The 23,221-nt window shown below is 64.0% G+C and carries 20 protein-coding genes; 4 read left to right on the forward strand and 16 right to left on the reverse strand.

Translation table 11 applies throughout. The features are described 5' to 3' along the window. Position 1 precedes the first annotated feature (1 nt). A complete protein-coding gene (gene map, locus OLW90_RS06890; RefSeq protein ID WP_319649358.1) occupies positions 2 to 883 on the reverse strand; it encodes a type I methionyl aminopeptidase in 882 nt (293 codons plus the stop codon). Positions 884 to 973: 90 nt separating this feature from the next. Here map and OLW90_RS06895 point away from each other — a divergent pair, with 90 nt between their 5' ends. Continuing rightward, positions 974 to 2,779, forward strand: a complete 1,806-nt coding sequence (locus tag OLW90_RS06895; RefSeq protein ID WP_319649359.1) for a LamG-like jellyroll fold domain-containing protein — start codon at positions 974 to 976, stop codon at positions 2,777 to 2,779. Positions 2,780 to 2,999: 220 nt separating this feature from the next. Here the strand turns inward: OLW90_RS06895 and OLW90_RS06900 are convergent, their stop codons facing one another. From OLW90_RS06900 to dxr, 7 genes are all read right to left on the reverse strand, one after another. Further along, entirely contained in the window at positions 3,000 to 4,010 is a 1,011-nt protein-coding gene (locus tag OLW90_RS06900; protein WP_319649360.1) for a poly-gamma-glutamate biosynthesis protein PgsC/CapC, read from the reverse strand. After that, positions 4,007 to 5,296, reverse strand: coding sequence for a poly-gamma-glutamate synthase PgsB (pgsB, locus tag OLW90_RS06905; protein ID WP_319649361.1), 1,290 nt, complete (start codon positions 5,294 to 5,296; stop codon positions 4,007 to 4,009). The genes OLW90_RS06900 and pgsB overlap by 4 nt, the downstream gene beginning before the upstream one ends. Positions 5,297 to 5,344: 48 nt before the next feature. Further along, a complete protein-coding gene (locus tag OLW90_RS06910) occupies positions 5,345 to 7,087 on the reverse strand; it encodes a gamma-glutamyltransferase (protein ID WP_319649362.1) in 1,743 nt (580 codons plus the stop codon). Positions 7,088 to 7,295: 208 nt separating this feature from the next. Beyond that, positions 7,296 to 9,140, reverse strand: coding sequence for a penicillin-binding transpeptidase domain-containing protein (locus OLW90_RS06915; RefSeq protein WP_319649363.1), 1,845 nt, complete (start codon positions 9,138 to 9,140; stop codon positions 7,296 to 7,298). A 33-nt stretch (positions 9,141 to 9,173) separates the two neighbouring features. Next, a complete protein-coding gene (gene ispG / locus OLW90_RS06920; protein WP_319651846.1) occupies positions 9,174 to 10,328 on the reverse strand; it encodes a flavodoxin-dependent (E)-4-hydroxy-3-methylbut-2-enyl-diphosphate synthase in 1,155 nt (384 codons plus the stop codon). A 140-nt stretch (positions 10,329 to 10,468) separates the two neighbouring features. Beyond that, a complete protein-coding gene (locus tag OLW90_RS06925; RefSeq protein ID WP_319649364.1) occupies positions 10,469 to 11,611 on the reverse strand; it encodes a site-2 protease family protein in 1,143 nt (380 codons plus the stop codon). A 32-nt stretch (positions 11,612 to 11,643) separates the two neighbouring features. After that, a complete protein-coding gene (gene dxr, locus OLW90_RS06930; RefSeq protein WP_319649365.1) occupies positions 11,644 to 12,828 on the reverse strand; it encodes a 1-deoxy-D-xylulose-5-phosphate reductoisomerase in 1,185 nt (394 codons plus the stop codon). Between the two features lie 216 nt (positions 12,829 to 13,044). Here dxr and OLW90_RS06935 point away from each other — a divergent pair, with 216 nt between their 5' ends. Then, the gene (locus OLW90_RS06935) at positions 13,045 to 13,470 is read left to right on the forward strand and encodes a DUF2631 domain-containing protein (RefSeq protein ID WP_319649366.1); all 426 of its coding nucleotides are present in this window, start codon (positions 13,045 to 13,047) and stop codon (positions 13,468 to 13,470) included. A 395-nt stretch (positions 13,471 to 13,865) separates the two neighbouring features. Here the strand turns inward: OLW90_RS06935 and OLW90_RS06940 are convergent, their stop codons facing one another. The 3 genes from OLW90_RS06940 to rlmN form a co-directional block, all read right to left on the reverse strand. Next, positions 13,866 to 15,452: a hypothetical protein gene (locus OLW90_RS06940; protein ID WP_319649367.1), complete on the reverse strand. Its 1,587-nt coding sequence runs from the start codon at positions 15,450 to 15,452 to the stop codon at positions 13,866 to 13,868. Beyond that, positions 15,449 to 16,231, reverse strand: coding sequence for an ABC transporter ATP-binding protein (locus tag OLW90_RS06945; RefSeq protein ID WP_319649368.1), 783 nt, complete (start codon positions 16,229 to 16,231; stop codon positions 15,449 to 15,451). The genes OLW90_RS06940 and OLW90_RS06945 overlap by 4 nt, the downstream gene beginning before the upstream one ends. A 69-nt stretch (positions 16,232 to 16,300) precedes the next feature. Beyond that, entirely contained in the window at positions 16,301 to 17,440 is a 1,140-nt protein-coding gene (gene rlmN, locus OLW90_RS06950; RefSeq protein ID WP_319649369.1) for a 23S rRNA (adenine(2503)-C(2))-methyltransferase RlmN, read from the reverse strand. A gap of 84 nt (positions 17,441 to 17,524) precedes the next feature. Here rlmN and OLW90_RS06955 point away from each other — a divergent pair, with 84 nt between their 5' ends. Beyond that, positions 17,525 to 17,893 carry a lipopolysaccharide assembly LapA domain-containing protein gene (locus OLW90_RS06955; protein WP_319649370.1) on the forward strand — a complete coding sequence of 123 codons (369 nt, stop codon included), beginning with the start codon at positions 17,525 to 17,527 and terminating at the stop codon, positions 17,891 to 17,893. A 6-nt stretch (positions 17,894 to 17,899) separates the two neighbouring features. Here the strand turns inward: OLW90_RS06955 and OLW90_RS06960 are convergent, their stop codons facing one another. From OLW90_RS06960 to rpsB, 5 genes are all read right to left on the reverse strand, one after another. After that, entirely contained in the window at positions 17,900 to 18,778 is an 879-nt protein-coding gene (locus tag OLW90_RS06960) for a phosphatidate cytidylyltransferase (RefSeq protein WP_319649371.1), read from the reverse strand. Positions 18,779 to 18,816: 38 nt separating this feature from the next. After that, on the reverse strand, positions 18,817 to 19,374 hold the full coding sequence (gene frr / locus OLW90_RS06965; RefSeq protein ID WP_319649372.1) for a ribosome recycling factor: 558 nt from the start codon (positions 19,372 to 19,374) through the stop codon (positions 18,817 to 18,819). A 162-nt stretch (positions 19,375 to 19,536) separates the two neighbouring features. Beyond that, a complete protein-coding gene (gene pyrH, locus OLW90_RS06970) occupies positions 19,537 to 20,223 on the reverse strand; it encodes a UMP kinase (RefSeq protein ID WP_413464507.1) in 687 nt (228 codons plus the stop codon). A 238-nt stretch (positions 20,224 to 20,461) separates the two neighbouring features. Then, positions 20,462 to 21,280: a translation elongation factor Ts gene (tsf, locus tag OLW90_RS06975; protein WP_319649374.1), complete on the reverse strand. Its 819-nt coding sequence runs from the start codon at positions 21,278 to 21,280 to the stop codon at positions 20,462 to 20,464. 213 nt (positions 21,281 to 21,493) lie between these two features. Then, positions 21,494 to 22,297 carry a 30S ribosomal protein S2 gene (rpsB, locus tag OLW90_RS06980; RefSeq protein WP_319649375.1) on the reverse strand — a complete coding sequence of 268 codons (804 nt, stop codon included), beginning with the start codon at positions 22,295 to 22,297 and terminating at the stop codon, positions 21,494 to 21,496. A 332-nt stretch (positions 22,298 to 22,629) separates the two neighbouring features. Here rpsB and OLW90_RS06985 point away from each other — a divergent pair, with 332 nt between their 5' ends. Then, entirely contained in the window at positions 22,630 to 23,214 is a 585-nt protein-coding gene (locus OLW90_RS06985) for a M23 family metallopeptidase (protein WP_319649376.1), read from the forward strand. The last annotated feature ends 7 nt before the right edge of the window (positions 23,215 to 23,221 follow it).

Below are 23,221 nucleotides of genomic sequence, written 5' to 3' on the forward strand. Positions count from 1 at the left end.
TCTAGCCCTCGGTGGGCAGGGTGAGGATCTCGTTGCCGTCCTCGGTAATCACGATGGTGTGCTCGAACTGCGCGGTGAACTTGCCGTCGCGGTTTTGCACCGTCCAGCCGTCCTCCCAGATGTCATAGTCCAACCCGCCGAGGTTAATCATCGGCTCCACCGTGAGCGTCATGCCGGGTTCTAGCACGTCGCGGTAGGAATCGGAATCGTAGTGGAGCACGATGAGCCCGTTGTGGAACGTGGTGCCCACCCCGTGCCCGGTGAAGTCCGTGACCACGTTGTACCCAAAGCGCTTGGCATAGGACTCGATCACCCGGCCGATCACGTTGATCTCCCGGCCCGGCTTGGCGGCCTTAATGCCGCGCATGGTGGCCTCGCGGGTGCGCTCCACCAGCAGGCGGTGCTCCTCGGAGACGTCGCCGGCGAGGAACGTGGCGTTGGTATCCCCGTGTACGCCGTTCTTAAAGGCCGTGACGTCGATGTTCACGATGTCCCCGTCCTGGATCACCGTGCTATCGGGGATACCGTGGCACACGATCTCGTTGAGGGAGACGCAGCAGGACTTGGGAAAGTGCATGTACCCCAGGGTGGAGGGGTACGCGCCGTGGTCGATCATGTACTCGTGGGCCACCCGATCAATCTCATCGGTGGTCACGCCCGGCTTCACGGCGGCACCGGCGGCGGCCAACGCATTCGCGGCGATGGTGGAGGCCTCGCGCATGGCCTCGATGGTCTCGGGGGTCTGCACAAAGGGCTCCCCGATATTTTCTTGTACCTCGTCCTTCCAGGCGTATTCCGGGCGAGCGATGTGCTCGGGCACGGCGCGAATGGGGGTGGGCTTTCCGGGGGTCAGCTTGGCGCGGGTAACAGACATGCTGCCCATGCTAGTCCCCGGGCCACTCCCCGGCGCTGTTTACCCGGAGGTAACCCACCCGTCACGCCACCGACACCTCGCCGCTCTACCCTGCCGACCATGAGCACCGTGCAGCGTCGTCAGTTTCTCCGGCTCAGCGCCCTGGGCGCGCTGGCCCTCCACCCCGCTTTGGCCCGGGCCCAAGCGAGCGCGCAGGCGGGATCGGGATTCACCATCGGGGTGCTGCCGGATACGCAGTTCTACTCCCGCTACGCCACCCCGGACACCGGAAACCTCTACCGCGCCCGCTACGGCGTGGAGCCGTACCTGGAACAAACCCGCTGGCTGGCCCGCCACCGCGAGGAACTGGGCATCGCCTTTGTCACCCACCTGGGAGACATCGTGGATCAGGCGGACGTGGCCCAGGAGTGGGAGGTGGCCAGCGCCGCCATGAGTGTGCTTGACGACGCCGCCCTGCCCTACTCCGTCCTGCCCGGCAACCACGACATCTCCGAGCAGCGCCCCACGCCCTTCTCGGCGCACTTCCCGGCGTCGAGAAGCACCTGCCGGGAACGCTACCCCGCAGCCAATAATGAGTGCGAGTACCACCTCTTCCGCGCCGCCGGGCGGGACTTCCTGGTGCTCGCCCTCGCCTGGCGTGCGGACGATGCCGCCCTAGACTGGGCGCAGGGTGTGCTTGACGCGCACCCCGGCGTGCCCACCATTCTCACCTCGCACGAGATTACCGGAATCACCCCGCAGGGCGAGGTATTCCTCACCGAGGAATACGGCGAACACCTGTGGGAACGGCTCATCGCGCCCAACGATCAGATCTTTCTCACCCTGGCCGGGCACCACCACGGCGCGGGATACACCGTGCTGCGCAACACCCACGGCCACGAGGTGATCCACGTTTTGCAGGACTATCAGATGGCCTACCAGGGCGGAAACGGGCTGCTCGGCATGCTGCACTGCGACCTCGCCGCCGGTACCCTCACCATGACCGCGCTCTCTCCCTGGGTGTCCGCCAAGCCCGCCGACACCCTCAACCAATTCGATGAGGTGCTCCTGGGCGAGCCCGACTCCTGGACGCTCCCGCTGCGGCTGCCCCAGCAGCCGGGTTCCGCCCCGGACTACACCGCGCGTACCCGCTCCCTCATCACCACCGGGTACACCGCCCCGGCGATCGACCCCGGCCTGCTCCCCCACTCCGCCGAGGATTATCCGCACGTGCCCGCCGCCGCGCACTGGCGGCCCAGCGCCTCCACTCCGGGAAGGCTTATCGACGTCTCCGGCAACAACAATCACGCCACCACCCCCGAGCCCGGTGGCCTGAGCGTGATCCCCCAATCCCACCCGCTCTCCGCCGACGGCATGGCGCTTTCCTGGACGCACCCACACCGCAGCTGGCTGCGCACCGCCCCCGACGCCCCGCTGAACTCCCTCACCTTCGAGGAGGGCTACACCCTAGAGACCTTCCTCTACCTCGATCCCTCCTTTGGCGAGGAGAACTTTTGGATGGGTGCCCTGGGCCGCATGGGCGAGCGCGGCGGGGAGGAACCAGAGGAACCCCCGGCGCTGCTGGCCGTATCCTCCCTGCGCGAGGTGCAATGGTCCGCCGTGGCTACTCGCGGGGATACCTCCGGCACCTCTAATTGGTCGCATGAGGTTCCCGTGGGGACATGGCTACACGTGGCGGTGGTCAATGATCCCGTGCGGAACACCGTGGAGATGTTTGTGGATCACGCCCCCATTCTGCGCGACGTGCTCGGGGCTAGTGGGCTGGCTACCGCCCACCAACCGTGGTTGATCGGGGCCTCCATCTGGGCCGGGAAGCCCGATACCCCCTGGGTGGGCGGTATCGGGGAAACGCGCCTGGTGGCCCGGCCCTTGGGGCCGGGCGAGTGGCTGACCGCACGGGGGTGAGTTCTTGGGGGTGGTTTCTTGGGGGGGTGGTGTGGGACGGGTGGGAGTCACTCCTGTCACACGGTGGTGGGGAAGGGTTCTTGTGGGGCGCTGTGTGGCTGGTGGGAGTCACTTTTTCCTCACAGCGGTAGGAAAAGATCCCCTCATTGCGTTGTGGGACGCGAGTGAATCACACCAGTCACACAGCGGCGCGAAAAATTCCGCCCCGAGGCAAGCGCCGTTAAGAGGACAGCGCCGCCACCGGCGCGGCAATCGCCGCGCACACCACCACGGCCAGGGCCAATCCCCCGCCCGTGCGCTTCCAGCCGTGCTGCACCAGGTCATTGGCCACGATCGCCGGGAGGATACAAAACACGATGTTCTCCGCCCCGCCCACGCGGTGCCCCGTGAGCACCACCACCAGGGCCTCCAGGGCGATCACGGTGAGAATGGAAAGCGCGCACAAAACGATGAAGCGGTCCTTGCCAAACAACGGCACCCGGCGCGCATACAGGCTATAGATCGCCCAGACCACCACGGCGGAGGCCGCCAGCACGGCGATGTAGCGGGGGTGAATGGAGCTGGCCACCAGCAGGCCGGCGGTAATGTAACCGCCGGTGCGCAACTTGAGGTTTTTGAGGAAGCCGTCCTGGATCAAAATGGCGCACAGCACGGAGGCGGCTGCAATGCCAAAGAACTTGGGCTCGGAGCGCGGTATCTGCTCAAAGAGCGCGCTGGAGAAGGAAAGCGGCAGCACCACGCTGGTGAGCCAGGTGATGGCCAGGCCGATCACCCCGGAGAGCGGCACCATCCAGGCCAGCGGAACCAGGGTGCGGCGTGGCCCCTGCTTGACCAGGGAGTTGCACAGCATACCGGGCACGATCACGCCGATGAGCGCAAACTCCATGCCGTGTACTTGGGTGCCAAAGAGGTATTCGCTGCCAATCACCCACAGCGCCCCACAGAGCACACCCACAAAGAGCCCGATGGCAAAGATTTGTCGGGGGCGCGGCAACCAGATCTTAAGGATCACGTACTTGATGAGCAGCCAGGCCACCACGGAGACAACCACCGTGAAGATCACGTTCCACGGCATGTACAGGGAGGCCGCGAGGTAGCCCACGGTGAGCGAGCCACCCACGGAGATTTGCCGGGAGCGGAAGTAGAGGTAACTCACCACCAGGCCCACCAGGAAGGTGATGTGAATGAGGTCTACCAGGAAGTAGTAGGAGCCAAAGTCCACGCTGATCACTGGGCTGCGGCCTCACTTTCCGCCTCGGTGGTGGATGAGGAGGTGGACGCAGAGGATAGGGCGGGCTCGTGCTCTACCACGTCGGAGATGTAGCGGCGCATGGCCGTGACGTGATCGGTGTGGATATTCACCATGCCAAAGATCGCCACGTCGTGTCCCTCGAAGCCGCGCCTGGCGCGAGCCACTAGTTCCTTACCATCCTCGGTCTCGTCCTCCACCTCGCAGTCAGCGGTGGTGATGATCCCGGCCTCGGGAAAGCCCTGGTCGATCAGGCGCTGGCGCACCACCTCTTGTAAATCTCCGTAGAGCACCACGCGGTCAATCTCCGCGCGCAGGTCGGTGGAAACGAGGTCGATGAACATCGCGGCGCGGTCGGTGCGATCGGAGCGATTATTGAGGGCCACCACGCGGCGGCAGGAGTCCGGGAGGAAGGTCTCGGAGACGCTATCGAATACCCTCACGGTGGATTCCCAGTCATTCACGGCGAACATGGGTACCCAGAACATCGAGTCCTCGCCCTGGTGAATCTCCGTGACGGAGGTGGTGCCGGGATCCGGAGCGGCCTTGATCATTCCGCGCACGGCGGTCTGAGTATCAATGCCCAATTCCTCCGCCACGGCCAGGGCCACCGCGATGTTTTCCTCGAACTGCTGATAACTAAAGCGCGGCACCAGGCTGTGGGAAAGCTCGGTTTCCTCGGCCACAATCAGGCGGCTGCCGCGTTCCTCGGCGTGGCGGCGGATGATCTCCACCAACTTGGGGGATCGTTCCCCGGTGATCACCACGCCGTTCTCCGGAACGGTATTGCACAGGGAGGCCGCGATCTCCTCCAAGGTATCGCCCATGTCCTCCTGGTGATCCAGGCGCACGTTAGTGATCACGGTGATGGGCGAGCGCAGGATGGTGTCCTGGCAAATGCGCTGGTATTTGGGCTTGACCGCCATGCACTCCACCACCAGGGCATCAATCTCCGGGGTAATCCATTCCTTGACAAAGCGATATTGCTCGTTGATATTGGCCGGGCCGGTGCGGCGGATGGGGTGTTCCTCCGCCTGGCCGTCGATCACGCAGGCGTAGGTGCCGGTGGTCTTGGAGATGGTGTTGTGCCCGGCCTCCCGCAGCACGCCGCCGATCATACGGGTGAGCGTGGATTTCCCGCGGATTCCATTGACGTGGACGTGGTAACGCAGGCCATCGAGCCGGGCGCGGTGCTCGCGCTCGTGGCGGTGAAAGTAGGTCATGGACGCACCGGCGAGGGCGCCGGACATCGCGAGGAAAGCAAGCATGTATCTGAGATTCCTGATTCTTGAGAGGAGTAAAAGATCGTGCTGTGTTTATCCGCCAGCCACGGCACCACCGCGTCGTGAGTCCGCACCGCCCTCCCATCCGTCGGGAGTGCTGCGCACGATTCCGGCACCGCTATCGGCCTCGCCCACGCTGAGCGGCTGGCCCCATTCCCGCAGCAGCCTTTGCAGCGAGCCCTGGTGCGAGAGCGTCTCCTCGCCGTACATGGTCTCCGCGTAGGCCCCGTTGCGGTTATCGGCGCCAAAGTTCGGCATGGCGATCGCCTCGGCGGGGCTTAGCCCCCACTGATTCATGGCCACGAGGTTTTTGAGATTGTAGGAGGGAATCTTGCGTCCACCGGGGGAACCCAGCCCCAGCACGGAGTCCCCCGTGCGTGCGATCAGCGGGGCCATCATCGTCCTGGGCTGGGCGGCGTTTCGACGCCCATTCGGGGCCTCGGGGGCGGCGTCGGCAGCAAAGTTGTCCAGGGAGTTGTTGAGGAAGAAGCCCTGCGTCATCAGCCCGCTGCCGAAGTTGCGTTGCAGCGTGGTGGTCATGGAGGCCACATTGCCCTGGCTGTCCGCCACCGTGATCTGGGCGGTGCCCTCCTCCTGGGAATCCTCATATCCGTGGTGGTTAAAGCCCTCAAGGTCGGCGGGCTGGGGATCGTCCACGCTGGCCTTTTGCTTGATCTCTTCGGCCTTGGATCGAAGATAATCCTCGTTGGTCACCACCTGGCTCAGGTAGGCCTGGGCGCGCTCGGGATAAAAGTGAGGATCGTCCATCCAGGTGTTCGCGTCCGTGAAGGCCAGGCGCTCGGCTTCCGTCATCAGGTGCGCCGCCGTGGCGCGGGCCACCTGTGTGTCCTCCTCGGAATAGGGATCGAGCCTGCCCAGGTCGAGGTGCCGCATGATCCCCAGTGCCTGCGCCACCACCATCATGCCGGTGGCGGTGGAGGGATTACCGCACACGCTGGACTCGGCAAAGTCCGTACACAGGGCGTCGCGCGATCCCACCGGGGCTAACGTCTCCCGCTGCCACTCGGACAGTAGGGAGTCCACGTATTCCTCTCCCCCGGCCTGATCGAGCAGCTCGGCACGCATGTCCGCCACCATCTCCTCGCTCAGTCCCCCCTCGTGAGCCCACCCGCGCAGGAACTCCGCGTAGGGCTTATTGCTCAATTCATCGCCCTCGGCGGGGCGATCGCCGCTGGCGTTGCGCAGCACCGCCCCCGGTTGGGAAAGCCGAAAGGGGCGTTGATTGCCGTCGATCGCGCCGGAGAGCCGAGCGCTGGCGGAAAACCCCGAGGTACCCAGCCGATAGGCGGGGTCTACCAGGTCCGCCAGCGGCATGGTGGCGTGATCCTCGTGGAGCTGGCGCAGCAGGCGCAGGGTCTGCGGCACGCCGATGCTGCGCACGGATTCCTCGGCCCCGGCGGCGGCCTCGTCATCGTTGCCCAGGCTGTGCACCGTCGCATCATAGGCGCGGGTCTTTCCCGTGGCGGCGTCGTGGTAGAGCGCGATGGCTCCGCCGCCCGGCCCCGAGGACTGCGGCTCCACCAGACCCAATACCGCCTGGGCGGCGATCAGGGCGTCGGCGGCGCTGCCGCCCTCGGCCAGCACATCGCAGGCCGCGCGGGTGGCCTCGGGGTGCGTGGTGGCGGCCATGTAATCGGCGGCCTGGGCGGCGGTATCGGCGTCCGTGACCTCGCACTGGGAGTGGTGCGCGATGGCCGCCGCATCATCCCCCGTGGAACACGCGCTTAGCCCCGCGCCAAGCAGGGTGGTGCTCAATGCGAGCCCGAGGACGCCTCGCCCGCTGTGGCGCACAACCATCTCTCCCTTTTCCCGTTGGCAATAGTGGTAACAAAGCACAACGCGGCAGTTCGCCGCGCTAACAGTTACCCGAAGATAGCAATGCCCCGCAGGTCTGACAACCCCCATTATGAGGTTACCCTGGGCTTTCTCCCGGACCGGCCCCTATAACACGGAAAATACGGTACTAAAGTAGATTCTCCTCCGGCTCCGGGTTTTTGTACTTATCCAGCGTGGTCAGGAAGTGATCGGTAATCTGCACCGAGACTTCGGAGCCGCCACCCAAAACCACAAGTGTGGCAAAGGCAATATCATCGCGGTATCCGGCGAACCAGGCATGCGAGCCCTCATTGATCTCCGCCTCACCCGTCTTGCCGTAAATATCTCCCTCGGACTTCATGCCGCGCGCGGTGCCCTGAGTGACCACGCTGCGCATGGAACGGCGCAGATACTCGATGGCCTCCGGGGCGGGCGGGGCCACCTTCTCGCTCACCGTGGTCTCGTGCCCGGTGATCAGGGTGGGGGTGGGAGTGTGCCCGGCGGCGGCCGTGGCGGCGCTGAGCGCCAGACCAAAGGGGCTGGCCAGATCCAGGCCCTGGCCGTATCCGGCCTCCGTGCGATCCAGCGCGCTCTCCCCCTCCGGCACGGAACCCGTGATGGTATCCAGGCCGGGAATCTCATAATCCAGCCCCACGCCAAATTGCTTGGCGGTGTCCTTTAATTGGCCGGGCTCTAGCTTGGTGGAAATATCGGCAAAACTGGTGTTGCAGGACTGCGCAAAGGCCTGCTCCAAAGGCACGCTACCCAGGGAGAACTGGTTGTAATTGGTCACCGTGCGACCATAAATATCCATCGTTCCGGGGCACGGCACTATGGAATCCGCGCTCAGCCCCTGCTTTTCAAAGCCCGCGGTGGCCGTGATCATCTTGAACACCGAGCCGGGCGGGTACTGGCCGCTAAGGGCAATATCGCCATCCTTATCCGCCTCGGCGGTCTGGGCCACCGCCAGGATCTCCCCGCTGGAGGGCCTAATGGCCACGAGCATGGCCTTATCCCCCGCGCGGGTATTCACCGCCTCCTCGGCGGCGCGCTGCACGTCATAATCAATGCTCACACCCACCGCCGGGGCCACCTGGGCGTCGTGATACTCCACATCGTCAAGGGAAGATCCTTGTTCATTGACCACGGATACGCGCCACCCCGCCGCGCCGTCGAGGTCATCCTCCACGATGCTGCGCACGCGCGACATAATATCGGGGGCGAAATCCGGCTTGGGGGTGACCATCGCGGCCTCCGGGTTAAGCCGCACCGCGGGCTCACCGGCCAGGGCCTCGGTGACCTGCTGGGTCACGGCGTCGGGAAGCGTGGTCACGGAATACTCCCCGCGCGCGCCGCGCAGCGTCCCCGCCAATTCGGAGGCCGCCACGGTGCGCACGGTGGGATCGGCCTCCTTGGCCTTGTTCAACGCCGCCTCGATGGTGCGCGCGGTGCGCGCGGGATCGGTGACCTCATCGGCATTGACCAGCAGGCGCTGCGTGACCCCCGGGCTCAGCAGCGCCACGCCATCGGAACTGACCACGCTGGCGCGCTCTGCGGGCACCGGGCGCAGCTCCAGGTGCTGGTGCGCGCCGAGGGTGGGGTGCATGATGGTGGGCTGCCAGCGCACCGACCACTCCGCATCCGCCCTGTCCTGGCGGGTGAGCAGCATGGAGGATTCATAACTGAGCGTGCGCTCCCTGGGTAGGTGCCACTCCATGCGATAGCGGGCGGTGGCGGACTGCTCGCTCAAGTCCACCTCGTCCACCGTGGCCGTGAGCCCCTCGGCTTGCAGCCCCTCCACGCTGGCCTTAATCAGCGGCAACGCGGCCGTGGGATCGTCCAGGTACTGCCCCACGGCATCCCAATCCTGCCCGGCGATCGCGTCGAGGAAGTCCTGGGCCACGGGGCGCGCATCCGCCGGCTTCGGCGTGCAGGCCACGAGGCTTATCGACGCCGTGACCAGCGCCAAGAGCAAAGCGGGCAACCTTTTCATAGCGCCCAAGACTAGCAGCGCCAGCCCCTCCGCTTACTGAGTGACGCGCACCTTAGAACCCACGCCCGCGGCCTGCGCGGCGGCCAGTTCCTCCGGGTCCATCTGCTCCATGATGCGCATGGCCTCCTCGATCAGCGTCTCCACGATCTGGGATTCCGGCACGGTCTTAATCACCTCGCCCTTGACGAAGATCTGCCCCTTGCCGTTGCCCGAGGCCACGCCGAGGTCGGCGTCGCGCGCCTCGCCGGGACCATTGACCACGCACCCCATTACCGCCACGCGCAGCGGCGCGTCCATGCCTTCCAGGGCGGCGGTGACCTCCTCGGCCAGGGTGTACACGTCCACCTGGGCGCGCCCGCACGAGGGGCAGGACACGATCTCCAATCCCCGGGGGCGCAGGTTGAGCGACTGCAAGATCTGATCGCCCACCTTCACCTCCTCCTTGGGATCGGCGGAGAGGGAGACGCGAATGGTATCCCCGATGCCCGAGCCCAGCAGCCAGCCAAAGGCCACGGAGGACTTGATAGTGCCCTGGAAGGCCGGGCCGGCCTCCGTCACGCCCAGGTGCAGCGGGTAATCCGTCTTGGCCGCCAGTTGGCGATACGCCTCCACCATCACCACGGGATCATTGTGCTTCACGGAAATGGCGATGTCCCCATAGCCATATTCCTCGAAGAGGCTGGCCTCCCAGATCGCGGATTCCACCAGGGCCTCCGGGGTGGCCTTGCCGTACTTCTCCAGCATGCGCTTATCCAGGGAACCGGCGTTCACGCCAATGCGGATGGGAATACCCGCATCGCCCGCGGCCTTGGCCACCTCCTTGACGCGGCCATCGAACTCGCGGATATTGCCGGGGTTCACGCGCACGGCAGCGCAGCCGGCGTCGATAGCCGCGAAGATGTACTTGGGCTGGAAATGAATGTCCGCGATCACCGGGATCGGGGACTTCTTGGCGATGGCCGGGAGGGCCTCTGCGTCAATGGTCTTGGGACAGGCCACGCGGACGATGTCACAGCCGGAGGCGGTGAGCTGCGCGATCTGTTGCAAGGTGGCATTGACGTCGTGCGTCTTGGTGGTGGTCATCGACTGCACCGAGATCGGATAATCCGACCCCACGCCCACCGAACCCACCATGAGTTGGCGCGTTTTGCGGCGCGGCGCCAGGGTGGCTGGCGGGGCTTCAGGCATACCTAGTCCGACGGGAATGGACAAGTTCTCATACTCCTTGCAAGGCAGTACGCAGCATGACCTCCTCGGCCCGCGCGCACCGCCCTCGAATCAACACTCTCAGGCTCTCTGCCAACACCACGAGCATACACGCGCCACCACTAGGGGAAGAGCCGCACCGGATTGACCACATCGGCCACCACAAACACCAAACCCAGGGTCAGCAGCGCCGCACCTATCGCGTAGGTCAGCGGCATGAGCCGGGTGTAATCTGCCGGGCCCGCAGGCGCCAGGCCCCGCAGCCGACGCAGCGCATCGCGCACCTTTTCATAGAGCACCACCGCCACGTGCCCGCCGTCGAAGGGCGGCAGCGGAATCAGATTGAATACTGCGAGGAAAAAGTTGAGGCTGGCCAGCAGCATCCAGAACATGCCCCAGTAGGAGCGCTCCACGAATTCCCCGCCCGCGCGCGAGGCTCCCACCACGCTCATCGGACTATCCGCCGCGCGCTCCGCGCCGAAGATGGAGGCCACCACGCCCGGAATCTTGGCGGGGAGTTGGCCCAGGGCCTGCACCGTGGACACCATGAGATCCTTGGCATAGGTAGCCGCCACGCCCACGGCCTCCACCGGGCCGAAGGTGGCAATGGCATTTTCCACCGGGGCGGAGGCCACGCCGATCACTCCCTGCCCCCGCTCGCCGGTGGCGGCCACCACCTCTACCTGGCTGCGCTGCCCCTCCCGGTCAATGGTCAGGGTGAGGGTTTCCCCCGGGCGTTGGCGAATATCCTCGGCCAGTTGCCCAAAGTTCTGCGTGGCCTGCCCATTGAGTTCCACGATCCGATCTCCCGGGCGCACTCCCGCCTCCTGGGCCGGGCCAGCGTGTACTTCCGCCACGGTGGGGGTGAGATCCGCCTTGGGATTGGGCAGGCCGGAGGTCATGGCCACGCCGTAGAGAATGAGCAGCCCCACGATGAGATTCATGGTGATGCCGCCGAGCAGCACGGCAATGCGCTTCCACCACGCCTTTTTGTACATGGCGTGGGGCTCCTCCTCCGGGGTCAGGGCCGGATCCTGGGCCGTCATGCCAGCAATATCGCAAAACCCGCCAAAGGGCAGGGCCTTGAGCCCGTACTCCGTTCCGCCGCGCCGGAAGGAAAAGACCTTGGGCCCAAAACCAATGAAGTAGCGCCGCACCCTCATGCCGCAGGCGCGCGCCACCGCCAGGTGCCCCCATTCGTGCAGGGCGATGGTCACCGCAATGCCCAGGGCAAAGAGCACCATTCCCATGAGGTATCCCGCCATAAAGCCTCTCCTTTATTCCTATCGCCTGCGCCTCAGCGCGCCAGGGTAGCCACGATCTCCTGCGCACGACGCCGCGCCTGCGCCTCCACCTCCAGCACCTCCGTCACCGTGGTAGGGCGGATCGCCCAGCCATCGGCCTGGCTCAGCACCCGTTCCACCACGTCCACGATCTGCGGGAAACGGATTCCGCCGTGGAGGAACGAGGCCGCGGCCTCCTCATTGGCGGCGTTATAGATCGCCGGGTGGCTGCCTCCCTGCTCTACCGCCGCGCGCGCCAACTCCACGGCTGGGAAAACCGCATTATCCACCGGCTCGAAGTCCCAGGAAAAGGCCTGGCTGAAGTCCAGCGCGGCCTCCGCTCCCGGCGCCCGATCCGGCCAGCCCAGGGCCAGGGCGATGGGGAGCTTCATCGACGGCGGCGAGGCCTGGGCGATGGTGGCTCCATCGCTAAACGTAACCATCGAGTGCACGATGGACTGCGGGTGCACGGTGACATCGATGGCGCTGGGCTCCACGCCAAAAAGCAGGGCGGCCTCGATGAGTTCCAGGCCCTTGTTCACCAGCGTGGCAGAGTTCAGGGTATTCATCTGCCCCATCGACCAGGTGGGATGCGCGGCCGCCTGCTCCGGGGTGACCTCCCACATCTGCTCGCGGCTGCGGCCCCGGAAGGGCCCGCCCGAGGCAGTGAGCACCAGGCGCTCCACCTCCCCGCGCGTGCCGGAGCGCAAGCACTGCGCCATCGCGGAGTGCTCGGAATCCACGGGAACCAGTTGGCCCTCCGCCGCGCTGCCAAGCACCACCTCCCCGCCAGCCACCAGGGATTCCTTGTTCGCCAGTGCCAGGCGCACCCCGGCGTGCAGACTGGCCATCGTGGCCTGTAACCCCATCGAGCCCACCAGGGCGTTGAGCACCACGTCCATGCCCCGGGCGGCGTCGAGAGCCTGCACGAGGTCGCGAGCGGCGTCCGGCCCGTCGAGCACCGTGCCGCCAAGGGTCTCAGATACCTCCCGCGCGGACTCCGGGCGGGCCACGGCCACCCGGCTCGGCGGGAGCCCCAGGCTGCGTGCCTGCTCGATGATCTGCCGGGCCGAGGAACCCGCGGCGGCGATGCCTACCACCTCGAAGAGATGGGGGTTCTCCGCGATGACTTCCAAAGCCTGCGTGCCGATGGACCCCGTGGAGCCGAGAATAAGAATGCGCTGTGCCACGAGCACCATTGTTCACCATCGCCGGGACGGCTTGGCATTATCCCCTCCCCCGCAGGCGTTCCAGGGGCAACCAAAAGATGGATATGCGGGCCTCACCAGGGGCGGCGCGCGGCAATGAGTTCTCCCCACGCTCGCCCCTGTGGCACAATAATGAACAGTGTTCCAGCGCTATCTACGCGCTGTTCCAGCGTTCAAGCCCGAAGCACGTTTATAAGGAGAGATACCGTGGCTGGTTCCCACCACATCGAGCCCGAGATCCACAATGGTGTGTCCACCCTGGATGAGCCCTCGGCCGCCTGGGGCTGGCACAACATCGGATTCCGCGCCACCCAACTCGCCGGCTGGATCTCCGTCATCTTCCTGCTGGGCTACAACTTTGGTAACCACCAGGGCCACGTGGAAACCATCTGGCTGTTCACCTGCGCCGCGCTCATCGCCGTGGGACTGCTCTTCCACGCCTTCCGCCCCAAGCTCAGCCAGGTACGCACTCTGAGTTCCCACAACAAGCCGGTGGGCCACCAGGAGCCGGAGTGGGCCTACCTCCAGGCCACCCTCCAGGGCCCCTACGCCGAGTTGAGCGATAGCGAGCTGCGCGCCCTCAACATCGAGCCCTCTCGCGTCGAGCACCTGCGCGCTCTCCCCCAGAACTAAGCTTTCCCATCGCGGTGGCGGCCCCTTGGTGAAGAGGGGCCGCCACTTTTGTCTTGTCCGGCTGCGTTGTCCGGTTGCGGTTGGGCTGTAGGTTTAGGTCTGCGCTCTGAGGGTTGTGCGGTTGCGCCCCGGCCCCGGGTTGGGTTGTACCCCGAGATGACGGCGCAGGGATAGGACTGCGAGCGTTTTTATCTATGCGGCAGCCTCGCTCGGCCAAGGAGCAAGACCTGGGGGAATGAATGGTGTCCTTATATCGCGACGTCCTCACCCCTATCCCCTATATCCCCTAAGACAACCCGACCCCCTTGGGCGTTGCCTTGCCCCCCCAAAAAAAAGCAGGCGCCCCGGTGTTATTACATTCACCGGGGCGCCACCCTCCTATCCCCCATTCATCGCTAATTCACCCAGGAACGCACCTTGCCGTAAATCTCCGGCCAATTCTTTTCCAATTTACCCACGCACCGGCGAATCACCACGATGTAGATCACCAGCGGAATCACCACCGCGGCTATTCCGCCCAGCACCGTCACCCACGGCATATCTTGAGTCCTGCCCATGCCCAGGCCCACAATTCCCGGAATCAGGGGAATCCAGCCGGTAAGCAGGAACATAAAACCGCTCAGCATCGCCGCGGAGGAATACCCGGAGCGGTCGGACCAGGGATTAGTACCCGGCCGGGACGTGGGAAAGGGGTTATACACGGTCAAGTACAAACTGGTGGCCGCCCCCGTGATGGCATAGCCCAGTACCGCGGGCAGAATCGTGAGAGTAAGACCCCGATCAGGCAAGATAAGCAGCAAAACCACGTAGTACAGCACCATTAGCACGGCCATAATAGCCAGCGTTCCCGCATGACGCGCCAGCAAAAGCGTGCGGGCGCGCACGCCGCTCACGATGTGCAACCAACCGCCGGGGCCGTCATAACCGATGTCATTGGCGGCGCTGGCGGAGAGGACAAAGGACAAAATAAACGCACCCATATACCCGCTCATACCGCCATCTTCATAGGCGCGGTATAGGAAGAACACCAGGACAAAAGGCAGCGGCAGCAGGCTTCCCATCATGCGGCTATCCCTGCGCATATATCGCAGCGCGCGGGAGAAAATAGCGGCACCCGCAGTGTGCTTGAGGCCGGGCAAAAAGATGGTGGGCAGCCCCTCTTTCCCCGTGCGCTCTTTCTTCTTCTTTTTCTTCGCCGCCGCGCTGTGAATCTGCGGCTCGCGCATATCCTGCGCCACTCCCCGATTCCATAGCCACAGCACCGCGCCCAGGGTCACCAGGGCGATTACCCCCTGCGCCACGGCAATGGCCCACTGCCCGCTTATCGACGCCCCCACGGCTCCACCCACCGCGCCGAAAGGCGTCCAGGCAAGCACCTTGCCCAGGGTATCCAGGGGAACCTCGTTACCGTTGTTCACCACGACGTTAAAGCCCAGGATGAGGCCCACCAAGCCCAGGGTGCCCAATGCGGCCAGGCGATCCTTGCCCGTGGCCCCTCGGCCCAAAAATCGCCCCACGACCTCGCCACCCAGAATCGTGGTGAGAAGCGAAACAACAAAGAACGGAATGCCCACGAGCACGGCGGTTATCGAGCCCGCCGCCAGGCACACCACAAGCGCCGTGACCACCGTGCAGAACACCGCCATGAACGCGCGACTATGCAGGAATAGCGTCCACCACAGCCCAGAGGTCACCTGCTTGGGGGTAATCGGCAGAATAGCCAGATCGCGGGCGGTCACCTGCTGCTCCCCGGAGGGCATCATCGCAGTGAGGAGAACGTAGGTGAAGATCCCGGTGGCGATGGCCACGGGGATCACAAAGGTATTCCCCTCCTGTACCTCGAAGAACATGAGCAATCCCAGCGAAGCCATGCCAAGGACGACGTACAGACCCATGACCAGCGCCATGATGAGCACTGAAGGGTTTGATTTGATCGTGCGGCCCCACAGCGTGGTGTGGAGTTTAATGATCGTCTTGGTCATGCGGTGGGCTCACCTCCCAACCAGGTAAGCCCCTCGCCACCGCGTTCCCCACCCACGGCGTCCACAAAGACATCCGTGAGGGAGCGCCCGCCGCGCACCTCTTCCACGCTCCCGGAGGCCTGCACCCGGCCCTGATTGATGATGGCCACGTGGCTGCACAGGCCCTCCACCAATTCCATCACGTGCGAGCTGATCACCACGGTCCCGCCGGAGGCGGCGTAACTGCGCAGGAGATTTTGGATGGTGCGCCCGGAAACCGGGTCCACGGCCTCCAGGGGCTCATCGAGGATCAATACCTTGGGATTATGCAGCAATGCCAAAGCCAGCAGGATCTTCTTGGTCATGCCGGCGGAATAATCCACCACCCGCTTATCCCCGGCCTCCTCAAGCCCCAGGGCGGAGAGGAGTTCCTGGCTGCGTTCCTGCACCGTGGCCGTGTCCATGCCGCGCAGCGCGCCGATATAACTGAGTAGTTCCGGGCCACTGAGGCGATCAAAAACCGGCACGCCATCGGCCAAAAGCCCCATGGCTCTTTTGACCTCCAGGGGTTCTTTCCAGGTGTGATACCCCGCCACCCAGGTATCGCCGCGATCGGGACGCAAAAGGCCCGCGATCATGGAGATCATGGTGGTTTTACCCGCGCCGTTGGGGCCCACGATGCCGTAAATGGAACCCCGGGGAATGTTCAGATCAATCTCATTGACGGCTACCTTGCCGCTAAACGCCTTGCACAGCCCCCGCACCGCGAGGGCCTGCGTGGTGGGATCTTCCTGTAACACGTAGAGACACGTCCTTTCCTTAAAGAAGTATCGTGCCTCTCACCCTATAGAAGAAAAGTGAACAAACGATTAAGCAGTGATCATTTTCTCCTTATCGGCCCCTGTATCCCCCTCGCGTTCCTCCGCCGCCAACTGCCCACAGGCCGCCGCGATTTCCGAGCCCTTGGTATCGCGCACCGTACACGGCACGCCCTGGGCAATCACCCTGCGCACAAACTCATTCTGGCGTTCCTTGGGCGAGGCATCCCATTCCGAACCCGGGGTGGGATTCAGCGGAATCACATTCACGTGCACCTTAGACCCCAGAGCCGCGTGCAGCTTTTTGCCCAGCATATCCGCGCGCCAATCCTGATCGTTTTTGTCCCTAATCAGCGCGTATTCCACCGAAACCCGGCGCCCGGATTTATCCGCGTAATACCGCGCGGCGTCCAAGACCTCCGCCACCGGCCAGCGGTTATTCACCGGCACCAGGATATCGCGCAATTCATCATCGGGGGTGTGCAGGGAAATCGCCAGGGTCACGGACATGTCCTCGTCCGCGAGTTTCCGAATCGCCGGGGCCAGCCCCACGGTGGATACCGTGACATTGCGCTGGGAAATACCAAAGCCCTCGGGCACCGGGCTGGTGATCTGCCGCACCGCAGAGACCACGCGCTTGTAATTGGCCAGCGGCTCGCCCATGCCCATGAACACCACGTTGGATAGGCGCCCGCCCTCGGCCTCCATCGTGGCCGCTGCGTTGCGCACCTGATCCACGATCTCACCCGTGGAGAGATTGCGATCCAACCCACCCTGGCCCGTGGCACAGAACGGGCAATTCATGCCACAACCCGCCTGCGAGGAAATACACAGCGTGGCGCGATCCGGGTAACGCATGAGCACGGATTCCAGCAGGGTGCCGTCATGGAGCCGCCACAGCGTCTTTTGAGTCTCGCCCTCATCGGTGGCGGTCTGCGTGACCGGGCGCATGAGCGGCGGGAAAAGGGCCTCGCGCACCTTTTCGCGCGCGGGGGCCGGGAGGTCCGTCATCGTGCTCGGGTCGGCCTCGTATCGCCCGTAATAGTGCCGCGCGATCTGGTTGGCGCGGAAGCGCGGTAACCCGAGGTCGGTCACCGCCGCGACGCGGGCCTCGGCGTCGAGATCCGCAAAGTGCTTGGGGGGCATACCGCGCTTGGGCGCGGCGAACTGGAGCTTGATTGGTTCAGCCATGATGAGCACCATTGTTCCACCTAAGACACGGTGAATCTAATCCTCGGGTGGACTCCCCACCCATGCACACGATTGAATAGAGGAATGGCTACACATACCGACCCCACCGATAACACTTTCGACGCCCCCGCCGAGGCCACCAAGAACACAGAAACCACCGCCCCCGCCGCTCCCCCGAAGGCGTCGCAAAGCGCCTCCGCCAAGCCGCAACGCACCTTTGCCGCCACCACCTGGGCAGCCCTCATCGTGGGCGCGCTGCTGCTGATTCTGCTGCTCGTTTTTATTATGCAGAATCAGCAGTCCGTGGAACTCACGCTCTTTGCGTGGAAGTTTAGTTTCCCCGCCGGGGTGGGATTCCTGCTCGCCGCCATTGCCGGCGCGCTCATCATGGCCCTGGTGGGTGGCGTGCGCATGTTGGAGCTGCGGCGCATTGCTAAGAAGAACTCGCGCTAACGCTTTTTAGGAAAGCCCCTGGGTGACCAGGCTGAGCAAAAGCCAGGTCACCATCGCCGCGGGCAGGAGGCCATCGAGGCGATCCATCATGCCGCCGTGGCCCGGGAGCAGGGCGGACATGTCCTTGATCCCCAGATCCCGCTTGAACTGGGATTCCACCAGATCGCCCAGGGTGGCGCACACGGCCATGAGCAGGCCCATCGCCACGCCCAACCACCACGGCTGCTCTAGCAAAAACACCACGCACAGCAGCCCCACGAGCGCCCCGCCGATCAGCGAACCGGCAAAGCCCTCCCAGGACTTCTTGGGGCTCACCGCGGGGGCCATGGGGTGCGAGCCAAAGCACACCCCGGCGATATAGCCGCCCGTATCCGAGGCCACCACGCAGGCCATAAAGGTGACGATGAAAAACGGCGCCGCGGCAAAATCGGAATCGATCCGCGAAATTAAGGCCGCAAAGGCACCGAACATGGGAATCCAGGTGAGCACAAAAAGCGAGATCGCCACATCACGCACGTAATTACGCGCCCGCGCGCTATCCACCTGCACAAAGAGCCTGCCGTACATCACCACCAGGGCCACGGCCACATAGGAGGCCGCCATGCCCCCCACCCCCCACGGCCAGGTAAGCCACACCAGGAACTGTCCACCGATGATCAGCACCGGGCGACTAATCAGATAATCCGCCTCCATCAGGCGGGTGGTGACCTCCCAGGTGGCCAGGCCCACCGCCGCGCTCACCAGTAAATACCAACCCAGCGGCCCGGAAAGCACCGCCGCGATCACCAGGGCTCCCAGGCCCACCCCCACGGCCACCGCGACCGGGAGGTTACGCCCCGCGCTATTTTTGGGTTTAAACCGCTCGGCGCTGAGGGTTCCGGCCACGATAAGCTCCTTTCGACGGTGATCAGGGACCTGCTTAATTAAACCTCCATCAGCTCCGTTTCCTTATTGGACACAACCTCGTCCACCTTGGCCACGTATTCCTGCGTGGTCTTATCCAGTTCCTTCTCGGCTGCGATTACCTCGTCCTCACCGGCATCGCCATCCTTTTGCAGCTTCTTCAGCTGCTCCATGCCCTTGCGGCGCACATTGCGGATAGCGATCTTGCCGTCCTCGCCCTTGGACTTGGCCAGCTTCACCATTTCCTTGCGGCGCTCCTCCGTAAGCTGGGGCACCGTCACGCGCAGCACGTGGCCATCGTTGGTGGGGTTCACGCCGAGGTCGGAGTTACGGATTGCGTCCTCGATCTCGCCCATGATGGAGGGCTCGTAGGGCTTGATGAGCAGCATGCGCGGCTCCGGCACCGAGATGGAGGCCATCTGGGTAATGGGGGTGGGCACTCCGTAGTACTCGGCCATCACGCCGTTGAACATGGAGGGGTTGGCGCGCCCGGTGCGGATCGTGGTGAGATCCTCGCGGGTGTGCTCCACGGTGTTACCCATGCGTTCTTCGGCTTCCATCAAAATCTCATCAATCATGGTTCATCCTTTTCTCTTTGAATAACTATCTATTAGGGGCACGGCGTCGCGCTCCCATGATGAGGGCACGGGCGCAAAGTAGCTTCGGCTTATCGACGAGCGACGGCCGCGCTATATCAGGATCAAATCTATCAGCACAGCGCCCCGTCCAGCACGGAAATTTTAGGACTTCACCAGGGTTCCGATGCGCTCCCCGGCCACCGCGCGGGCGATATTGCCCTGGGTGAGCAGGTTGAACACCAAAATCGGCATGTCATTGTCCATGCACAGGCTAAACGCCGTGGCATCCGCCACCTTGAGGTTCTTCTCAATGACCTCACGCGGGGTGATCTCATCGTAGAGGGTGGCCTCCGGGTTGGTGCGCGGATCGTCCGAGTACACGCCGTCCACGGCCTTGGCCATGAGCAGCACCTCGCAGCCGATCTCCAGGGCGCGCTGCGCTGCGGTGGTATCCGTGGAGAAATACGGCATACCCATGCCCGCACCAAAAATCACCACGCGCCCCTTATCCAGGTGGCGCGCGGCGCGCAGCGGAAGATACGGCTCCGAGATCTGGGCCATGTTAATGGCCGTTTGCACGCGGCACTCCACACCCTCTTGCAGCAGGAAATCCTGCAAGGCCAGGCAGTTCATCACGGTGCCGAGCATTCCCATGTAATCGGAACGCGCGCGATCCATGCCGCGCTGCTGCAACTGCGCCCCGCGGAAGAAGTTGCCGCCGCCAATCACCACGGCGATCTCCGCCCCTGTTCGGGCCACCTCCGCGATCTGGCGGGCCACGTTCTCCACCACATCGGGATCAATGCCCACCTGACCGCCGCCAAACATCTCACCGCCGAGCTTTAGCATGACGCGGCGGTATCCTTCGCTTCTGGCGTTATCCTGCGGAGAGGTCACCGGGAGACTCCTTCTCTTTCACGTGATGGCTGTATTCCTCCGGCTAGTCTACCGTGCCGCGCGAGCCGCATAGCGCTGCGCCACAGGCTGCGGGATTGCACTACCGACGCCACCCCTCGGCGTCGCTTAGCATAAAGCAAAAGACCTGCGCTCGGTACGTGCTACCGGGCGCAGGTCTGCTGCGGGAAAATTACTGCTGGCCAACCTCGAAGCGGGCGAAGCCGGTGATGGTCACGCCGGCCTCCTTGGCCACGTCGCCCACGGACTTCTTGCCATCGGCCACGGAAGCCTGCTCCAGCAGCACGACGTCCTTGTAGAAGCCGTTGAGGCGACCCTCCACGATCTTCGGGATAGCCTGCTCCGGCTTGCCCTCCTCGCGGGTGATCTGCTCAGCGATGGAGCGCTCCTTCTCCACCACCTCGGCGGGAACGGACTCGCGGTTGAGGTAACGCGCCTTCAGCGCGGCCACCTGCATGGCCACCGCGTGCGCGGCCTTCTCGTCCTCACCCTCGTAAGCCACGAGCACGCCCACGGCCGGGGGCAGATCAGCGGAACGCTGGTGCAGGTACACGGAGATCTTCTCGCCCTCCAGGGTGACGGCGCGGCGCAGCTCCAGCTTCTCACCGATCTTGGCGGAAAGCTCCTGCAAAACCTCGGAAGCGGGCTTGCCATCGACGTCCACGGCGGCCAGCTCCTCGGCGGAGTTAGCCTTGACAGCGGCGGCGGCCTCGGCGATCTTGGCGGCAAGGTCCTTGAACTCGGCGTTCTTGGCCACGAAGTCCGTCTCCGAGTTCACCTCGATCATGGTGTTGCCGGAAACGGCGATCAGGCCCTCCAGAGCGTTGCGCTCGGCGCGCTTACCGACGTCCTTGGCGCCCTTGATGCGCAGGTTCTCCACGGCCTTCTCAAAGTCACCGTCGGTCTCATCGAGAGCCTTCTTGCAGTCGAGCATCCCGGAGCCGGTCATCTCGCGCAGCTTCTTCACATCAGCAGCAGTGTAGTTCGCCATTGTTGGGGCGATCCTCCTTGTGTAGAAACAGTTACCGTTAGAAATCGTAGCGGAGAAATACCGAGCGCGTTGAGCCACGACAACTCGCAGCGCGCACGGCCACCGATACGATTCCTCACGGCGGGGTTATATAAAGAGAAAACAAAACGAGAGGCCCCTGGGTGTATCCACCTGGGGCCTACGCTTGTGCGGGCACAATACCCGGAGAGAGGATTAAGCCTCCTGGATTGCCTCGGCGGCGTCGGCCTCCTGGGCCTTCTGCGCGTCCTGGGCTTCCTTCTCCTGGGTATCCCCAGCGGCTTCCTTAGCGGCGGCCAACTGGCGCTCCTCGCGGGACTTCTTGCCCTCGATCACGGCCTCGCTCACCACGTGGGTGAGGATGTTCACGGAACGAATGGCGTCATCATTGCCCGGAATCGGGTAAGCCACATCATCGGGATCGCAGTTGGTGTCCAGGATGGCCACCACCGGGATGTTGAGCTTGTGCGCCTCGTGGACGGCGATGTGCTCCTTGTTGGTGTCCACGATCCACAGGGCGGAGGGCACCTTGGTCATCTCAGCGATACCGCCCAGAACGCGCTCCAACTTCACGCGCTCGCGGGTGAGCATGAGAACTTCCTTCTTGGTGCGGCCCTTGTAGCCGTCCTCGGCAGCGTCCATGGCCTGAAGTTCCTTCATGCGGGACAGGCGCTTGGACACGGTCTGGAAGTTGGTGAGCATACCGCCGAGCCAGCGGTGATTGACGTAGGGCATGCCCACGCGCTCAGCCTCGGTCTGAATGGCCTCCTGGGCCTGCTTCTTGGTGCCCACAAAGAGGATGTTGCCGCCGTGCGCGACGGTCTCCTTGATGAACTCGTAGGCCTCATCGATGTAGGTCAGCGTCTGCTGAAGATCAATGATGTAAATGCCGTTGCGATCGGTGAAGATGAAGCGACGCATCTTCGGGTTCCAGCGACGGGTCTGGTGGCCAAAGTGAACACCAGAGTCCAGAAGCTCGCGCATGGTCACGACTGCCATGGTGTGCTTCCTTTCTTATATTGTCTTTCGGTTTTGAAACTGCAACAGGTTTTGTTGTTTTGTCCTGCGCCCTGGCGGGTACGCCTCATCACTCCAACACCCGGCTTAGCCGGGACCACGTCGGGGTACATTGCGTATTCCGCGCGTAGTCAGCAGCCCATCGCGGGGATAGACACACTGCTGCATGCCATACTATCCCCCTCTAGCCCGCACATCAAACCCACCGCCGGACTTTTCCACAGGTAAATCACCCCTTTCACTCCCGTACCGTTATCCACAGTCCGCACCGATGCGGCTTCCACGCCTATGCCACGCACCGGCACGATGGGGCCATGAATCCACACCGCATCTACTTGCTTCTCTGCTTCTTCTGCGTTCTGATCCTCCTCTTCTCCTCCATTGCTCCCCCACACGCCTTTGCCTGGGTTTCCCCCACCACTCATGGGCCCTCCCCCGGCGTGGTACACCAGGCCTATAATCCGCCCCAACACAACTGGCTCAGCGGGCACCGAGGGGTGGACCTCGCGGCGACACCCGGCTCCCCCATCTACGCGGCGGGCGATGGCACGGTGGCCTTTATCGGCGTGGTGGCCGGAAGCCCCACCGTCTCCATCGACCACGAGGAGCCGCTGCCTGCGGCTGCGACTGCATCCGATGCCCCAGCCGTGGGGCAAGAAATCACCATCCGCACCACCTACCAACCAGTGATCCCCCACGTGGAAAAGGGGCAAAGGGTACGCGAGGGTGAGATGATCGGACACATGGGAGGCCAACCCGCTCCACGCCATCAGGTGACGAGCGGCTTGCATTGGGGAGCGCGCATTCTGCCCACCGATGACCGCTACATCAATCCGCTCATTCTCCTCCCCACCCCCACGATTCGGCTCAAGCCGCTCTCCCCCGATCGGAGCGCCTAGTAAGAGC

Origin of the sequence: Corynebacterium sp. 21KM1197 (genome assembly GCF_033783015.1) — a bacterium.
Lineage (GTDB): Bacteria > Actinomycetota > Actinomycetes > Mycobacteriales > Mycobacteriaceae > Corynebacterium.

What these genes read in the sequence shown, in the direction of transcription:
- OLW90_RS06925 (WP_319649364.1), bottom strand. Translation starts at nt 11,611, where the DNA reads ATGGCGGGATACCTCATGGGAATGGTGCTCTTTGCCCTGGGCATTGCG.
- pgsB (WP_319649361.1), bottom strand. Translation starts at nt 5,296, where the DNA reads ATGCTTGCTTTCCTCGCGATGTCCGGCGCCCTCGCCGGTGCGTCCATG.
- OLW90_RS06895 (WP_319649359.1), top strand. Translation starts at nt 974, where the DNA reads ATGAGCACCGTGCAGCGTCGTCAGTTTCTCCGGCTCAGCGCCCTGGGC.
- pyrH (WP_413464507.1), bottom strand. Translation starts at nt 20,223, where the DNA reads ATGCTAAAGCTCGGCGGTGAGATGTTTGGCGGCGGTCAGGTGGGCATT.
- dxr (WP_319649365.1), bottom strand. Translation starts at nt 12,828, where the DNA reads ATGGTGCTCGTGGCACAGCGCATTCTTATTCTCGGCTCCACGGGGTCC.
- tsf (WP_319649374.1), bottom strand. Translation starts at nt 21,280, where the DNA reads ATGGCGAACTACACTGCTGCTGATGTGAAGAAGCTGCGCGAGATGACC.
- OLW90_RS06940 (WP_319649367.1), bottom strand. Translation starts at nt 15,452, where the DNA reads ATGACCAAGACGATCATTAAACTCCACACCACGCTGTGGGGCCGCACG.
- OLW90_RS06955 (WP_319649370.1), top strand. Translation starts at nt 17,525, where the DNA reads ATGGCTACACATACCGACCCCACCGATAACACTTTCGACGCCCCCGCC.
- OLW90_RS06915 (WP_319649363.1), bottom strand. Translation starts at nt 9,140, where the DNA reads ATGAAAAGGTTGCCCGCTTTGCTCTTGGCGCTGGTCACGGCGTCGATA.
- frr (WP_319649372.1), bottom strand. Translation starts at nt 19,374, where the DNA reads ATGATTGATGAGATTTTGATGGAAGCCGAAGAACGCATGGGTAACACC.
- OLW90_RS06985 (WP_319649376.1), top strand. Translation starts at nt 22,630, where the DNA reads ATGAATCCACACCGCATCTACTTGCTTCTCTGCTTCTTCTGCGTTCTG.
- rpsB (WP_319649375.1), bottom strand. Translation starts at nt 22,297, where the DNA reads ATGGCAGTCGTGACCATGCGCGAGCTTCTGGACTCTGGTGTTCACTTT.
- map (WP_319649358.1), bottom strand. Translation starts at nt 883, where the DNA reads ATGGGCAGCATGTCTGTTACCCGCGCCAAGCTGACCCCCGGAAAGCCC.
- ispG (WP_319651846.1), bottom strand. Translation starts at nt 10,328, where the DNA reads ATGCCTGAAGCCCCGCCAGCCACCCTGGCGCCGCGCCGCAAAACGCGC.
- rlmN (WP_319649369.1), bottom strand. Translation starts at nt 17,440, where the DNA reads ATGGCTGAACCAATCAAGCTCCAGTTCGCCGCGCCCAAGCGCGGTATG.